Here is a 16126-nt window from a genome sequence, read left to right on the forward strand (position 1 = left end):
GTCAGGCCTCCTGGCTCGCTTCCGCAGACGGCTGCTGGCCGGGATGCACAAAGGAAGAGAGAATCTCGGTGATCACCCGTGGATTCTGGCCGCGCAGGATATTCTGGATACTGGTGACAATCAGCAGCTGGTTGCGGCGTTCGTCCTCCGCCTTCAGTTGCAGTTTGTCCGCCAGGGGGATGGCAATTAGCTGGGCAATAAAGGCCCCGTAGAGGGTTGTGAGCAGGGCGATAGCCATGGCCGGCCCGATAGAAGCCGGATCATCCAGGGTATTCAGCATCTGCACCAGGCCCACCAGGGTGCCCAGCATGCCGATGGCCGGTGCGGAATCACCAATGCCCCGGAAGACCCGCTCGGCCACCTCGTAGCGCTCGCCGGTCTGCTGAATATCCTGGGCCAGGGTTTCCTCCACCATTTCCGGTGGATGGCCATCCACACAGAGGTTGATGGCCTTCTGCAGGAACGGATTCTCGGTTTCGTGGCTCTCCAGGCCCAGAATGCCGTCCTTGCGCACCACCCGGGCCAGCTCACCCACTTCGCGGATCAGATCATTGGGGCGATCGAGCCGGTCAGTAAACGCCGTGCGCATGGCAAGCTTCACCGATGTGGTAACGGTGGACAGGCGGAATCGCACCAGGGTAACGGCAAAGGTCCCCCCCAGCACAATGGCCAGGCCGGGCAGGTTCAGAAAGGTCAGCACCGAGGCATTGGCCAGCATTGCGATAATGACGATAGCGATGCCCGCCACCAGTCCGACCAGGGTAAGAATATCCATGTAGTGCCCTATATTGACATTGACGGATGCCCAAAAAACAGCTCACAGCATAGGCCAGTGTCTCCGGCCCGGGCCGCTCACTCAAACCGCAAACGGTAACGGTGCGTAACCGTCTGTCAGTGGTTACGCAGCTCCGCGATAACAGAAGCGGTTTCCGGCTTCACATCCCGCCACACCCGGAAGGACTCCGCCGCCTGCTCCACCAGCATGCCAAGGCCGTCCAGCACCTTGCCGGCGCCCTGTTGTCTTGCCCAGGCGTTGAACGGCGTGTCACCGGCGGCATACATCATGTCGTACACCACGGTGGACGACGAGACGACACCCGGGGCGACCGGCGGCAAATCGCCCTGAAGGCTCGCACTGGTACCATTGATAATGATATCGAACGGACCTGTTGCCGCCGCGAACCCACAGGCACTGAGCTCAGAGTCGCCGGCCTCATCGCGAAACAGGGAAGCCAGTCCCTCAGCTTTGACCACCGTGCGGTTGGCAACTACCAGCGCTCCGGGCTTTTCCGCCAGTAACGGCCCCAGTACGCCGCGCACCGCGCCGCCGGCACCCAGCACCAGCACGCGCCGGCCGGCCAGGCTGACCCCGGCGTTTACGGTCAGGTCCGTGACCAGGCCCACCCCATCGGTGTTGTCCGCGACCAGGTGGCCTTGCCCGTCCTGGTAAAGTGTATTGGCTGCACCGGCTTTCTCCGCCCGCCCACTGCGATGGTCCGCCAGCTGCCAGGCCTGTTCCTTGAAGGGAACCGTAACGTTCAGGCCCTTGCCACCCTTGGCGAAGAATTCCCGCACCGTTTCCGCGAACTCCTCCAGGGGGGCCTGGATGGCCGTGTACTCCACCGGTTCGCCGGTCTGTGCCGCGAACAGGCTGTGGATTCTGGGGGATTTACTGTGGCTGACGGGGTTGCCGACCACCGCGTACAGGTTATTGTGCATCTTCGTCCTCCAGCCAGTTACGCCCGGTCAGGAAGTGTTCGGTAAGCCGGGCTTCCTCTGTGCCCGGCTCCGGGCGACGGTCATAGTCCCAGCGCACCAGCGGCGGCAGGGACATGAGAATGGATTCCGTGCGCCCGCCGGACTGCAGCCCGAACAGGGTGCCACGGTCATACACCAGGTTGAACTCCACATAGCGCCCCCTGCGGTAAAGCTGGAATTCCCGCTCCCGTTCACCCCAGGGGATATCCTTGCGCCGCTGGACAATCGGCTCGTACGCGGCGATGTAACTGGAGCCCACTGATTGCATCAGGCCAAAGTCATCGTCGAAGTTGCCGGTATTATGGTCATCGAAGAACAATCCGCCTATGCCCCGGGGCTCCTGCCGGTGCTTCAGGTAGAAATATTCATCACACCATTGCTTGTAACGACTGTACACATCGGCACCGAACGGACGGCAGGCATTGCGGGCGGTTTCGTGCCAGTGGATGCAGTCTTCATCGAAACCGTAGTAAGGGGTCAGGTCATAGCCGCCACCGAACCACCACACTGGATCGCCCTCCTTTGGCGTGGCAACGAAGAACCGGACATTCGCATGGGAGGTGGGTACGTAGGGGTTCTGCGGGTGCATCACCAGGGACACCCCCATGGCCTGCCAGGGTGCTCCCGCCAGATGGGGGCGGTGGGCCGTGGCCGAGGGCGGCATCTGCTCGCCCATCACCCGGGAAAAATTCACCCCGCCCTTTTCAAACACCCCACCGTCGGTGATAACCCGGCTGATACCGCCACCACCTTCCGGACGGTCCCAGGAATCCGTGACAAAGCGGGCCTTGCCATCCAGGGCTTCCAGCCGCTCGCAAATACTTTCCTGCAGTTTCAGCAGGTACTGGTGAACGGCATCGGAATCCGGCATCGCGGGATCGGTCATCGGGCCTCCTATCGCAGTGTCTGGCCGGTGGTAATATCGATAATGGTAGTGGGCCGGCGGGCGTGTCCCAGGGTACCGGACACCATCAGATCAATCCCGGCGGGGAAGTAGCGGTTGACCTGCCAGGGTGTCCTGGCCGGCGCACGACCGGCGGGATTGCAGGAGGTGGACACCAGCGGCATGCCCGCCGCCCTGCACAGCCGCTGGACCAGGGGGTGTGCGCTGACCCGTACCGCAATGGAATCATGGTCACCCCGCACCCATTGGGGAACCTGCTGCGCCAGGTCCGGCAACACACAGGTCACCGGCCCCGGCCAGTGTTGCTCGGCCCGCTGCCGGAGCCTGGCAGGCAGCGGGTCCAGCAGGAAGCGCACCTGCTCCACCGAAGCCGCCACCAGGATCAGCCCCTTGTGTCTGGGCCGCTGTTTCAGTGCCAGTATGGTATCAACGGCAAATTCGCTCCAGGGGTTACAACCGAGGCCCCATACCGCTTCAGTGGGGTACGCGATAACGCCGTGCCGGGTCACGGTCCTGACCAGCTGCTGGCGGCCCCAATCCGTGGCAAGGCTGATGGTCGCAGTCATGACACTCCGCTGATAATAGCCGCTGCCAACGGGATATAGGGCAAGACGTCAGGCCTGTGGCTGCAGCACCCGCAGGAACCCTCCGGGCGCCGACTCCACCAGCCCCTCCATCTCCAGCAAAAGCAGCGACTGCATCAGCTGGTCGGCGGGCAGCCCCGTGGCAGCACAAAGTTGGTCGGTTGAGCAGGGATCATACCCTAAAGCCCGTAGTACCGCGATTTCCCGCTCCGCCAGATGATCAGGTGTGGGCGCGGTGGCGGGCTCGGCGCAAAACAGGTCTGGCGCCGTCGCAGCAGGTTTACGGGTGGGGCGGGGTTCAGGCATCACAGGCTCGTTCCACCACGCGGACAGTTCCTCTTCGATATCGTCCACGGTTTCCACCAGTCGCGCGCCCTGGCGGATCAGGGAATGGCACCCCCGGGCGAGGGGGTTATGGATGGAGCCAGGAATGGCGAACACCTCCCGACCCTGTTCCAGTGCAAGGCGGGCGGTTATGAGAGAGCCGGACCTGAGCCCGGCCTCGACAACCAGAATACCCCGGCTCAGGCCGCTGATGATGCGATTGCGTCTGGGAAAGTGTCCGGACTTCGGACCAGTGCCCGGCGGATACTCCGATACCAGGACCCCCTGTTCGATGATCTGCCGGGTCAGCTCGCCATGGCCTCTGGGATAGATGACATCCACTCCGGTGCCCACCACGGCCACGGTATCGCCACCCGCAGACAGGGCTCCTGCGTGGGCGGCACCATCAACCCCCTGGGCCAGGCCGCTGGTCACCCCGTAACCCTTGCGGGCCAGCGCCGCGGCGAACTGCCAGGCATGGTCCAGGCCGGCCCGGGTGGCATTGCGGGAGCCGACGATGGCCAGTTGGGGGCGGGACAGAAGCTCCGCCCGGCCCCGGACATACAGTACTGCAGGAGCATCCTGGATATGGCGCAGAGGGTCAGGGTAGTCCGGCTCGCCCCAGCCCACCAGGCGGATGGCTTTTTCCTGACAGGTCTGGAAAACCCGGGCCACGTCAGCCAGGGGCGGAAAGGTCAGGTCCCCCTGCCGCCACGCGGTGATCAGGGCCCGGGCTTCAGGCCCCGCACCGAAGGATTTTTGAGTAGCCGCCGAGGCTTCAAGAAACTCCCGGGGATCGGCAAAAGAATCGCAGACCGCCAGCCAGCGCTTGCCACTGAAGCGGGGCAGCATGGCCAACAACAGCCAGGGGGCGGAAGCAGATGTCAGGAATGGTGAATCGGATGCAGTTGCCGTGATCACGGCGAACCTCCCTGTAGTAACAGGGGCTGCCATCCTGGCAGCCCGGTCATTGGTTCAGGGCAAGGGGCCCGTCACGTTCAGGGGTTGGTGACCTTGTCGCCAATGGACAGGGCGCGGGTCGCCTTCAATACCAGACCATAGCTGAGCTTCTCATAGGTCTGGAACACCATCAGCAGGCCAGCGCGCTCATCCGGAAGCTGAACGATCTCGTCGGTTACCGGATCTTTCGCCTGGTTGCCAGCCTTGAGTACAGCCAGCACATTGCCCACTTCGAGGCCGTCCCGGGCACCACGGTTCAGCACCACCACATTGTACTGCCCGATCTGGGTCACCCCCGACTCCACCGCAATCATTTTACCTTCAATGTCGCCTTCCGGTGCGCTGGGCGTAAAACTGGTGTTGATGCGACGATCTTCACGGGCCAGCAGGCGATCCTCGATGCGGACTTCCTCGCGGGTCTTGGTGAGCTGTACGGTGAGGATATCCCCTTTCTCGTCGGTGACATTGCCATCACCGATGGAGCGGGCTTCCAGACCCAGGAACTCGCCGGTGTCCGGGTCCACATGGGCCCGGCTCTTGCGGAAGATACCCACACTGCGCGCAGGGGCCTCGCCACGGGCGTACACCCGGTCACCGGCACCGGTGACAATGCGACTTTCCTCGCCTTCGAGCACGTAAGGGGCACTTTCCAGCTCTTCCTGTGACACGATCCGGGTCTTGGTCAGGAAGCTCTCAATGGCATCCAGCGGAATAGCCGGAATCGGCGTGTCAATCGCTTCAGAGCGCACCTTCGGGGAGAGCTTGATCACGCCGCTGCCGGCCTTGGTCAGGCGAGGCTTGCCGTCGATGTAGACCAGCGCCAGCTCATCCCCCGGGTAGATCAGGTGAGGGTTGTTGACCTGCGGGTTCACGTGCCAGATTTCCGGCCAGTACCAGGGGTTGTTCAGGAAGCGGGACGAGATATCCCACAGGGTATCCCCCTTTTTCACGGTGTAACGCTCGGGGTGATCAGACCGGAACTCCGGGCCCTGTGCCTGTGCCCAGGAGGCGGACAGCAGCATTACGGCTGCCAGAGCGTACAGCAGTTTCCTCATTGTAGAATCCTTCATCGCGCGTGCCTTGAAAGCGTGCTTCCCCCGTACAGAGAGAGTATCGCGAAAGCGGCTAAGCTTCCCGACTCCCCTAATATAGAGGAAAGTAAAGAAATTGTGATCTTATATTCTTCTCTTGCAGTAGTTTCTGGCTATCACCTGATCAGTTTGTATTCAATCGGGCTTCAGGGGATAATATGAACCATATCTGGTTGTCTTCCCTTGAATACAGGGTTATCGCTCCGATTATGATAGCCAGCAGAGAGTAAAAGTCGCGGTACGCGATCGCATTTTGTGACACCAGCCAGAGATCTTCCCGAGATCATGGCAACTCAGGCAAGTACGGGCAATTATGATTCTGAACATTCTTGAATATCCGGACCCCAGGTTGCGGACCATCGCCAAACCGGTGGAAGAAGTCACCGATCGGCACCGCAAACTGATCGATGACATGTTCGAAACCATGTACGACGCTCCGGGTATCGGCCTGGCCGCCACCCAGGTCAACGTCCATGAACAGATCATCGTGATGGACCTTTCCGAGGACAAGAGCGAACCCCGGGTGTTCATCAACCCCAGGGTGGAAGTACTCGACGGCGATTACCAGCCGATGCAGGAAGGTTGCCTCTCGGTACCCGGCTTCTACGAGGATGTGGAGCGCATCGAGCATGTACGCATCAAGGCGCTGGATTACGACGGCAAGCCTTACGAGCTGGAGGCCACCGGCCTGCTGGCAGTATGCATCCAGCACGAGATGGACCACCTCAATGGCAAGTTGTTCGTGGATTACCTGAGCGCCCTCAAGCGCAACCGGATTCGCAAGAAACTGGAGAAGCTCCACAAGAAAAGCGCCTGACCACACCGGGTCAGAGCCTGAAGAACCGGGTGTAAGCACCCGGTTTTTTCGTTTGCTGTCACCGCCAACGCCGCCAGAAACAGGAATTAACTGTGCGAATCGTCTTTGCCGGAACACCCGATTTTGCCGCCGTTGCCCTCAGGGCACTGCTGAAAACCGGCCACGACGTCGTGGCTGTCTATACCCAGCCGGACCGGCCCGCCGGTCGTGGCCGCAAACAACAGTTCGGCCCGGTCAAACAGACCGCCGTCAATGCCGGCATCCCGGTTTATCAGCCCGCCACCCTGAAAGATCCAGCCGAGCAACAGCATCTGCGGGACCTGGCACCGGATGTCATGGTAGTGGCGGCCTACGGCCTGATCCTGCCACAGGCGGTACTGGACATTCCGCCACTGGGATGCCTCAACATTCACGCCTCCATACTGCCCCGCTGGCGTGGCGCCGCGCCGATCCACCGGGCCATTGAGGCCGGTGATGCAGAAACCGGCATTACCATCATGCAGATGGACGCCGGGCTGGATACTGGTGGCATGCTCATGAAGCATCGCACTCCGATCCACGACGATGACACCGGCGGCAGCCTGCACGATCGGCTCGCCGATATGGGCGGTGCCGCCATAGTCGAAGCCCTGGCCGCCCTGGACTCCCGGGGCCTGACCCCGGAACCCCAGAATGACAACGACGCCACCTACGCCCACAAGCTGAGCAAGGATGAGGCCCATATCGACTGGCAGGCCGACGCCGACACCATCGCCCGCAAGGTGCGCGCCTTTAATCCCTGGCCTGGAACCGATAGCGAGCTGGAAGGCCAGCGCATCCGCATCCACGAGGCCCGGGCCGTTGACGACAGCACCGCCGCCGCACCGGGAACCGTGCTGGCCCGTGAGCGCAGTGGCGTCGACATTGCCTGTGGCAACGGCGTTCTCCGGGTCACCCGGTTACAGTTGCCCGGCTCCCGCGCCATGTCCGTTTCCGATCTGATCAATGGCGGCAAGCCGGTGCTGATGCCCGGCCAGGTGCTGCAGTGATGGCCAGGGAGTTGCCCCTCAGGGCCGTCGCCGCCCAGGTTATCCAGGCGGTGGAGCAGGGGGAATCCCTGAGTCAGTGCCTGCCTCGTACGACCGCTGACCTGGACCCGGATCTCCGCCCCCAGCTCCAGGCATTGTGCTACGGTACCTGCCGCTGGTTCCATCGCCTGGACGCCGAACTCAACGGTCGCCTGCGCAAACCCCTTCGCAAACAGGACCGGGTGATCCACCACCTGATGCTGGTCGCCCTGTTCCAGCTGCGGTTCAGCGATAACGCCACCTACGCCATCCTCAACGAGACCGTGGAGGCCTGCAAGTCCCTGGGCAAGACACCATTGGCAGGGCTGGTCAATGGCGTCCTGCGGGCGGCGGAGCGGGAGGGCGCCCCGGAACCGGCCACCGACGAGGCACGATTCAGCCACCCCGGCTGGATGGTGGAAAAGCTGCGCCATAACTGGCCGGATCACTGGTCTGCGATCCTCGATGCCAACAACGTCCAGGCACCCATGACCCTGCGGGTCAATACTCTCCATGGTAGCCGGGAAGACTATCTGGAGAGGCTTGGTGAGGCCGGTATTCCCGGTCAGGCCACCCGCTTTGCTCCCCATGGCATCCAGCTTGGGCGTCCGGTGCCGGTAGACCTGTTACCCGGCTTCGCCGATGGCGACGCCAGTGTTCAGGACGAAGCAGCCCAGCTGTGCACCCAATGGCTGCAGCCGGAACCCGGCCAGCGTATCCTTGATGCCTGCGCAGCCCCTGGCGGCAAGACCTGCGCCATACTGGAGGCGGCGGACAACCAGGCTGAGGTAGTCGCCATCGACGAGTCCGCCGAGCGCCTGCCCCGCATCCAGGAGAACCTGGACCGCCTGGGTTTGTCTGCCACACTGAAACAGGCGGATGCCGGCGATACCGACAGCTGGTGGGACGGCACCCTGTTTGACCGTATCCTGCTCGACGTACCCTGCAGCGCCACCGGTGTGATCCGCCGGCACCCGGATATCAAACTGCTCCGCCGGGAGACGGATATCACACCCCTTGCCGGCATCCAGTCTGGCCTGCTCAGGAGCCTTTGGGCCACCCTCAGACCCGGTGGCCGGCTGGTTTACGCGACGTGTTCCGTGTTTCCCCAGGAAAACAGTCGTATAATCCGGCGGTTCCTGGCACAGCAGGCAGACGCCTCGTTGCTGCCGGCTGATGCGGCATGGGGGCTGGATACCGGTTATGGCCGGCAATTGCTGCCGGATCCGCAAAGTCACGACGGATTTTTCTACGCCTGCCTGATCAAGGACGGGCCGGAGGAGCGCCAGTGAAGATCATTATCCTCGGTGCCGGGCAGGTGGGCGGCAGCCTGGCCGAAAACCTCGCCAACGAGGCCAACGACATCACGGTGATTGACAGCGACGGTCTGCGCCTGCGGGAACTGCAGGACCGGCTGGATATCCGCACCGTACAGGGGCTGGCCTCCTATCCCACGGTATTGCGCCAGGCCGGTGCCGAAGATGCGGACATGCTGATTGCGGTCACCAACTCCGACGAAACCAACATGGTGGCCTGCCAGGTGGCTTACTCCCTGTTCCGAACGCCGTCCAAGATCAGCCGGGTCCGGGCCAACGCCTATCTGGCCCGCAAGGAACTGTTCGGTGAGAACGGCTTTCCGGTGGATGTGCTGATCAGTCCGGAACACCTGGTGACCCAGCACATTACCCGGCTGATTGAATACCCGGGCGCCCTCCAGGTGCTGGAGTTCTCCAATGGCCTGGTGCGGCTGGTGGCCATCCGTGCCACCGAGGGTGGTCCACTTGTGGGCCATGAGCTGTCCTACCTGCGCACCCATATGCCCCGTATCGACACCCGGGTGGCCGCCATCTTCCGCAAGGACCGGCCCATCATCCCCCAGGGAGATACGGTGATCGAGGATGGCGACGAAGTCTTCTTCATTGCCGGCACCGACCATATCCGCTCGGTGATGAGTGAACTCCAGCCGCTGGAAAAGCCCTACAAGCGCATCTTTATCTGTGGTGGCGGCAACATCGGCCAGCGCCTGGCCCACACTCTAGAGAACCGTTACCAGGTCAAGTTGCTGGAGCGGGACCGGGACCGTTGTGTGATGCTGTCGGAAAACCTGCGCAAGACCATCGTGCTGGAAGGCAACGCCGCCAACAAGGACATCCTGCTGGAAGAGAACATCGAGAGCACCGACGTATTCTGCGCGGTCACCAACGATGACGAAGCCAACATCATGGCGTCACTGCTGGCCAAGCGCCTGGGTGCCCGCAAGGTCCTGACCCTGATCAATAACCCGGACTACGTGGACCTGATCCAGGGTGGCGAGATCGACGTGGCCATTTCTCCCCAGCAGACCACCATCGGCAGCCTGCTCACCCACGTGCGCAAGGGGGATGTGGTCAACGTGCACGCCCTGCGTCGTGGTGCCGCCGAAGCCATCGAAGCCATCGCCCATGGCGACCACCGCTCATCCCGGGTGGTGGGCAAGCGGCTGGACGAGATCAAGCTGCCCCAGGGCACCACTATCGGCGCCATCGTGCGCCATAACGAAGTGCTTATCGCCCACGACCACCTGCGGGTGCAGCCGGACGACCACGTTATCCTGTTCCTTGTGGACAAGACCCGTATCCGTGAGGTGGAAAAACTGTTCCAGGTGGGGCTGACCTTCTTCTGATGACCATGCCGTTGCGAGACAGGGGACTCTAGAATGCGCCTGCCGGTGATCGCCAAGGTACTTGGCCTGCTGATGATGCTGTTCAGCCTCACCATGCTGCCGCCCCTGGGCATTTCCCTGCTTTACGATGACGGCCAGTGGCAACGTTTCAGTAACGGCCTGCTGATGGTCATGTTCGGCGGCCTGGTGGTGTGGCTGCCCTTCCGCAAGGTGGCAGGTGACCTGCGGGTGCGCGACGGCTTCCTGATTACCACCCTGTTCTGGGTGGTGCTGAGCGTGGCCGGCTCCATACCCTTCTACCTCAGTAACAACGCGCCCTATACCTATGTGGACTCCCTGTTCGAAGCGGTATCCGGACTGACCACCACTGGCGCCACAGTGATCACCGGCATCGACTCCCTGCCCGAGTCCATGCTCTGGTATCGGCAGCAGCTGCAATGGCTCGGCGGCATGGGGATCATCGTGCTGGCGGTAGCCATACTGCCCATGCTGGGTATCGGTGGTATGCAGCTGTACCGGGCCGAGGTGCCGGGGCCGGTGAAAGACAACAAACTGACCCCTCGCATCGGGGAGACCGCCAAGGCACTCTGGTACATCTACGTGGCCCTGACGGTGCTGTGTGCCCTGGCCTACTGGGCCGCGGGCATGAGCTGGTTTGATGCCATCGGTCACAGCTTTTCCACCATCGCTATCGGGGGCTTTTCTACCCACGATGCCAGCATTGGCTATTTCGACAGCGCCCTGATCGAGATGATTGCCGTGGTCTTCATGGTGATTGCCGGTGCCAACTTCGCGCTGCATTTCATGGCCTTCCGCCAGCGTAGCCTGAAAGCGTACTGGCAGGATTCAGAGTTCCGCTTCTACTTCAGCATCCTGGCAACGGTCAGTGTGATTACTGTGCTGGTACTGATCTATACCGCCACCCTGGACCCCGGCAAGGCGGTCACTAAAGGCATTTTCGAGGTGGTCTCCATCGCCACCACCACCGGGTTCGGCGCCGCCGACTTCAGCCAGTGGCCACTGATGCTGCCATTCATGCTGTTCGTGCTCGCCTTTATGGGCGGCTGCGCAGGCTCCACCGGCGGCGGCATGAAGGTTATGCGGGTCCTGCTGATCTACCGCCAGGGCTCCCGGGAAGTGAAACGCCTTCTCCACCCCAATGCCGTCATTCCAGTGAAACTGGGCAACCGCCCGGTGTCTGACCGGGTGCTACAGGCGGTGTGGGGATTCTTCTCGGTGTACATGTTCATGTTCGTGGCCATGCTGATCATCCTGCTGGCCACCGGCCTGGATCAGGTCACCGCCTGGACCGCTGTCGCATCCGCCATGAATAACCTGGGCCCGGGTCTGGGTGAGGTGGCCTACCATTACGGCAACATCAACGACATCGCCAAGTGGGTGCTGTGCTTCGCCATGCTGCTGGGCCGGCTGGAGGTTTTCACCCTGCTGGTGCTGCTGACCCCGGCATTCTGGCGAAGATAACGTCACAGTCTTAGAAATACCCGGCCTTGACGCGTATAATACCGGCCTTTCGATGCGGGCCGGCGCCGTGTTCCTGTCTTCCAGCCTCCCCGCAACACTCAGACCGAACAGCAGGCAAACGTCGTGACAACCATGGCATCACAACCGTCAAAACCGGATCTGAAGACCTTCCAGGGTCTGATCCTGGCACTGCAGAATTTCTGGGCGCAGCACGGCTGCGTGGTTCTCCAGCCGCTGGACATGGAAGTGGGGGCCGGCACCTTCCACCCTGCCACCTTCCTGCGCTCCATCGGCCCGGAAACCTGGAATGCGGCCTACGTGCAGCCCAGCCGCCGCCCCACTGACGGCCGTTACGGCGAGAACCCCAACCGCCTGCAACATTATTACCAGTTCCAGGTCGTGCTCAAACCGTCCCCCGACAACATCCAGGAGCTGTACCTGGACTCATTGCGGGCGCTGGGGCTGGACCCGCTGGTGCACGACATCCGCTTTGTGGAAGACAACTGGGAATCCCCCACCCTGGGGGCCTGGGGCCTGGGCTGGGAAATCTGGCTGAACGGCATGGAGGTGACCCAGTTCACCTACTTCCAGCAGGTGGGTGGCCTGGAATGCTATCCGGTCACCGGCGAACTGACCTACGGTCTTGAGCGCATCGCCATGTACCTGCAGGGCGTGGACAGCGTGTACGACCTGGTGTGGACCGAGGGCCCCGACGGTGTGGTCACCTATGGCGACGTGTTCCACCAGCAGGAAGTGGAGATGTCCACCTACAACTTCGAGCACGCCGACACCGAATTCCTGTTCCACAGCTTTGATGTCCACGAGCGTGAAAGTGCCCGCCTGATCGATGCGGGCCTGGCCCTGCCGGCCTACGAGCAGGTGCTCAAGGCGTCCCATACCTTCAACCTGCTGGACGCCCGGCACGCCATCTCCGTCACCGAGCGGCAGCGCTTCATCCTGCGGGTACGCACCCTGGCGCGGGCCGTAGCGCAGGCCTACTTTGACAGCCGCAAGGCCCTGGGCTTCCCACTGGCGCCGGAAGCATTGCGCAAGGAAGTGCTGGCGGCTGAAGAGACTGCCGGCAAGGGCAAGAAAGGCAAGAAGGCCGCTCAGAAGGCAAACAGGGGGAACGCGTAATCATGGCTACTCAGGATTTTCTGGTCGAGCTGGGCACCGAGGAACTCCCTCCCAAGGCCCTCAAACCCCTGTCTGATGCATTTGCCGAGGGCATCCGTGGGGGCCTGGAAGAGGCCGGCATCGCTTTTGACAAGGTCGAAGCCTTCGCCGCTCCCCGTCGCCTGGCTGTGAGGGTGCGCAAGCTGGAAGACGCCCAGCCGGACAAGCCGGTGGAAAAGCGTGGCCCGGCGATCAAGGCTGCGTTTGATGACGATGGCAACCCTACCAAGGCCCTCAACGGGTTTGCCAGCTCCCTGGGGGTTACCCCGGAGCAGCTGGATACCCTGGAAACCGACAAGGGCGCCTGGGTGGTCTACCGCACGGTAGAGCAGGGCAAACCCACCGTTGAGCTGCTGCCACAACTGGTGGAGCAGGCCCTGGCCGGCCTGCCCATTCCCAAGCGGATGCGCTGGGGTGCCCATCGCACAGAATTTGTACGGCCCGTCCACTGGCTGGTCTTCATGTACGGTAATACCGTAATCGACGCTCCCATCATGGGACTGGAGCCGGGCAACACCACCCGTGGCCACCGCTTCCACTGTCCGCGCTCGCTGATCGTACCCACCCCCAACGATTACGAGATCGTTCTCAAGCAGGAAGGCTACGTGATCGCGGACTTCGGCGAACGCCGGGAAGTCATCCGTCAGGGTGTGGCCGAGATCGCCGAGAAAGAAGTGGCCGGCAAGGCCGTGATCGACGACGACCTGCTGGACGAGGTCACCGCCCTCAACGAGTGGCCGGTACCCCTGCTGGGGCGGTTTGAGGAGCGTTTCCTGGAAGTACCCGCCGAGGCGCTGATCTCCTCCATGAAGGAGCACCAGAAGTACTTCCACGTGGTGGACCGCGACGGGAAGATGCTGCCGGTCTTCATCACCCTTGCCAACCTGGAGAGCAAGGACCCAAGCCAGGTCATTGCCGGCAATGAAAAGGTTATCCGCCCACGCCTGTCTGACGCCGCGTTCTTCTATGAGACCGATCGCAAGACCCGGCTTGAAGACCGTATCGACCAGCTCAAGCCGATCGTATTCCAGGAGAAGCTGGGCAGTATCCACGACAAATCGGTGCGTGTCGCGGCCCTGGCCGGCAGGATTGCCGAAGCCATCAACAGTGACCCGGCCCTGGCCGAACGTGCCGCCATGCTGGGCAAGACTGATCTGGTTACCGAGATGGTGCTGGAGTTTACCGACCTGCAGGGCATCATGGGCCAGTACTACGCGGCCAATGATGGTGAGCATGAAGATGTGGCCAAGGCGCTGAACGAGCAGTACATGCCCCGCTTTGCCGGTGACGACCTGCCGTCCACCCTGACCGGCTGTGCCGTGGCCATCGCCGACCGGATTGATTCCCTGGTAGGCCTGTTCGGCATCAACCAGCCACCTTCCGGCACCCGTGATCCCTTCGGGTTGCGCCGGGCATCCCTGGGTGTGCTGCGCATCATCATCGAGCGGGAGCTGCCCCTGGACCTGCAGAAACTTTGCGAGTGGGCCGAGCAGAACTTCAGCCAGCTGACCGAGGAAAACACCGCCAGCACCGTCGTGGACTACATGCTGGAGCGTTTCCGGGCTCACTACGACGAGCAGGGCATCAGCGCCGAGGTCTACCTGGCGGTTCACGCCCGTCGTCCGACGCGTCCCCTGGACTTCGACCGCCGGGTGAAGGCGGTGGATGCCTTCCGCAAGCTGCCGGAGGCCGAGGCCCTGGCCGCAGCCAACAAGCGGGTATCCAACATCCTAACCAAGCAGGGCGGTGACTCTATCGGTGAGCATGTGGATAACGCGCTGCTTCAGGACAAGGCAGAAATTGCCCTGTCAGAGCAGGTCAGCGCGCAGGCGGAAAAAGTGGTGCCACTGTTCGACCAGGGCGACTACGCCACGGCCCTGAGCTCCCTGGCCAGTCTGCGGGCGCCGGTAGATGCCTTCTTTGACGAAGTGATGGTGATGGCAGACGACGAGGCCGTGCGCAACAATCGCCTGGCCCTGCTGAACCGCCTGCGCAACCTGTTCCTGCGGGTAGCGGACATTTCGGTCCTGCCCGGAGCCTGACAGGCGAAACCCGCTTTACCAGTCCCCGGAAATTCCCCGTCCGGGGGCTGGTAAAGCGGCCTGATTTACGTATAATACCGGCCGTAATTCGGCGTGTGGCGCAGCTTGGTAGCGCACTTCGTTCGGGACGAAGGGGTCGCAGGTTCGAATCCTGCCACGCCGACCATTCCTTTCCCGTTATCCCAGTTTTCCCAGCAGTCCTTTCTTGACGTCCGGCCAGTCCAGATCCGTGATACTGAACATCACTGAATCCCGCACGTAGCCATCCTGAACCACCATATGCCGGCGAAGTACGCCTTCCCTTTGTGCCCCGATCCGCTCGATGGCCTTCTGTGAGCGCTGGTTGCGGGCGTCCGTCTTGAGTTCCACCCGGTACGCCCCGAGGGTTTCGAAGGCGTGGCTCAACAGAAGGTACTTGGCTTCGGTATTGACCGCCGTGCGCTGATAGTCACGCCCCAGCCAGGTGTAGCCAATCTCCAGGGCATGGTCCCGGTGACGGACATTCAGGTAGCGGGTGCTGCCCATCAGGGTGTCGGATGCCGGCTCCACCAGAACGTAGGGGTAGTGCAGCTCCCTGCGCGCAAGTTCAAGGGCTTGTTGCACCCATTTCGTGGCCTCCTCCCGACTGGAGAAAGCAGCCGTCGGCAGATAGGCCCAGTCATCCTGTTCCTGGCCGATGTCAAACAGACCATCCACATGGTCTTCCGAAAGCGGCTCAAGCCTGACGTGGCGTCCTTCCAGAACCGGTTGTTGAATAATAAACGTCATTCCTGAACTTCCTCTGTTGCCTTACCCAGGATTTATGGCAGGCAGTACCGTTTATTCACTCTTCAACTGGTACACGATAAAGTCGCTGGGGCCACCGGTGTAGCGGTCATAGAAACCTCGGCCTCGCTCATTGAAGTGCTGGGTTATCCAGCGCAGGGCAGACCAACCGCGCTCCTGCGACAGTGTTTTCAGGTGGGAAAAGAGGGCATCGGCGACGCCGGTCCCCCTCGCTTCAGGCACCACGAACATATCATCGAGAAAGCCGATATAACCGCCAGCCAGCGATCGGGGGCAGGCACGGACATGGGCGATGCCCAGGGCCTTGCCATCCGGGTCCCGGGCGATCAGCCCCTCAAGCACATGATCCGGATCCAGCAGCCAGTCCCATACCTGGTCGGCGATCTCATCAGTGACAGGGGTTTTATAGAACTCGGCATAGCCGTCAAACAAGGGGCGCCATTCCGGCTTGTCGTCGGCGGTTACAAAACTCACCCGGATGGCTTCCATGATTC

15 protein-coding genes and 1 tRNA gene are annotated in these 16126 nt (G+C 62.1%); 8 read left to right on the forward strand and 8 right to left on the reverse strand.

Annotated elements, in window-relative coordinates; translation table 11 throughout:
* Window position 1: 1 nt before the first annotated feature.
* From ACESMZ_RS06400 to ACESMZ_RS06425, 6 genes are all read right to left on the reverse strand, one after another.
* Window positions 2–775, reverse strand: a complete 774-nt coding sequence (locus ACESMZ_RS06400) for a MotA/TolQ/ExbB proton channel family protein (protein WP_372957905.1) — start codon at window positions 773–775, stop codon at window positions 2–4.
* 116 nt (window positions 776–891) lie between these two features.
* Entirely contained in the window at window positions 892–1719 is an 828-nt protein-coding gene (gene aroE, locus ACESMZ_RS06405) for a shikimate dehydrogenase (RefSeq protein WP_372957904.1), read from the reverse strand.
* The gene (gene hemF / locus ACESMZ_RS06410) at window positions 1709–2644 is read right to left on the reverse strand and encodes an oxygen-dependent coproporphyrinogen oxidase (protein WP_372957903.1); all 936 of its coding nucleotides are present in this window, start codon (window positions 2642–2644) and stop codon (window positions 1709–1711) included. The genes aroE and hemF overlap by 11 nt, the downstream gene beginning before the upstream one ends.
* Window positions 2645–2652: 8 nt before the next feature.
* Window positions 2653–3228, reverse strand: coding sequence for an L-threonylcarbamoyladenylate synthase (locus ACESMZ_RS06415; protein ID WP_372957902.1), 576 nt, complete (start codon window positions 3226–3228; stop codon window positions 2653–2655).
* 48 nt (window positions 3229–3276) lie between these two features.
* Complete coding sequence (gene dprA / locus ACESMZ_RS06420) at window positions 3277–4491, reverse strand: DNA-processing protein DprA (protein ID WP_372957901.1); 1215 nt, start codon at window positions 4489–4491, stop codon at window positions 3277–3279.
* Between the two features lie 77 nt (window positions 4492–4568).
* Window positions 4569–5585, reverse strand: coding sequence for a LysM peptidoglycan-binding domain-containing protein (locus ACESMZ_RS06425; RefSeq protein ID WP_372957900.1), 1017 nt, complete (start codon window positions 5583–5585; stop codon window positions 4569–4571).
* Window positions 5586–5931: 346 nt separating this feature from the next.
* Between ACESMZ_RS06425 and def the strand changes: the two genes are divergently transcribed.
* From def to ACESMZ_RS06465, 8 genes are all read left to right on the forward strand, one after another.
* Window positions 5932–6438: a peptide deformylase gene (gene def / locus ACESMZ_RS06430; RefSeq protein ID WP_372957951.1), complete on the forward strand. Its 507-nt coding sequence runs from the start codon at window positions 5932–5934 to the stop codon at window positions 6436–6438.
* 92 nt (window positions 6439–6530) lie between these two features.
* Complete coding sequence (fmt, locus tag ACESMZ_RS06435; RefSeq protein WP_372957899.1) at window positions 6531–7466, forward strand: methionyl-tRNA formyltransferase; 936 nt, start codon at window positions 6531–6533, stop codon at window positions 7464–7466.
* A complete protein-coding gene (gene rsmB, locus ACESMZ_RS06440) occupies window positions 7466–8776 on the forward strand; it encodes a 16S rRNA (cytosine(967)-C(5))-methyltransferase RsmB (RefSeq protein ID WP_372957898.1) in 1311 nt (436 codons plus the stop codon). The genes fmt and rsmB overlap by 1 nt, the downstream gene beginning before the upstream one ends.
* Complete coding sequence (gene trkA, locus ACESMZ_RS06445; RefSeq protein WP_372957897.1) at window positions 8773–10146, forward strand: Trk system potassium transporter TrkA; 1374 nt, start codon at window positions 8773–8775, stop codon at window positions 10144–10146. Before rsmB ends, trkA begins: the two co-directional genes overlap by 4 nt.
* Before the next feature lie 33 nt (window positions 10147–10179).
* On the forward strand, window positions 10180–11628 hold the full coding sequence (locus ACESMZ_RS06450; protein ID WP_372957896.1) for a TrkH family potassium uptake protein: 1449 nt from the start codon (window positions 10180–10182) through the stop codon (window positions 11626–11628).
* 132 nt (window positions 11629–11760) lie between these two features.
* Window positions 11761–12765 carry a glycine--tRNA ligase subunit alpha gene (gene glyQ / locus ACESMZ_RS06455; RefSeq protein ID WP_372957950.1) on the forward strand — a complete coding sequence of 335 codons (1005 nt, stop codon included), beginning with the start codon at window positions 11761–11763 and terminating at the stop codon, window positions 12763–12765.
* A 2-nt stretch (window positions 12766–12767) separates the two neighbouring features.
* Window positions 12768–14846, forward strand: a complete 2079-nt coding sequence (gene glyS / locus ACESMZ_RS06460; protein WP_372972372.1) for a glycine--tRNA ligase subunit beta — start codon at window positions 12768–12770, stop codon at window positions 14844–14846.
* 89 nt (window positions 14847–14935) lie between these two features.
* Window positions 14936–15012: transfer RNA gene (locus ACESMZ_RS06465), tRNA-Pro, on the forward strand.
* 11 nt (window positions 15013–15023) lie between these two features.
* Here the strand turns inward: ACESMZ_RS06465 and ACESMZ_RS06470 are convergent.
* Entirely contained in the window at window positions 15024–15614 is a 591-nt protein-coding gene (locus tag ACESMZ_RS06470; RefSeq protein WP_372958522.1) for a GNAT family N-acetyltransferase, read from the reverse strand.
* A 51-nt stretch (window positions 15615–15665) separates the two neighbouring features.
* Entirely contained in the window at window positions 15666–16106 is a 441-nt protein-coding gene (locus tag ACESMZ_RS06475) for a GNAT family N-acetyltransferase (RefSeq protein ID WP_372972373.1), read from the reverse strand.
* Window positions 16107–16126 lie beyond the last annotated feature (20 nt).

Source organism: Marinobacter sp. (genome assembly GCF_041690615.1).
Lineage (GTDB): Bacteria > Pseudomonadota > Gammaproteobacteria > Pseudomonadales > Oleiphilaceae > Marinobacter.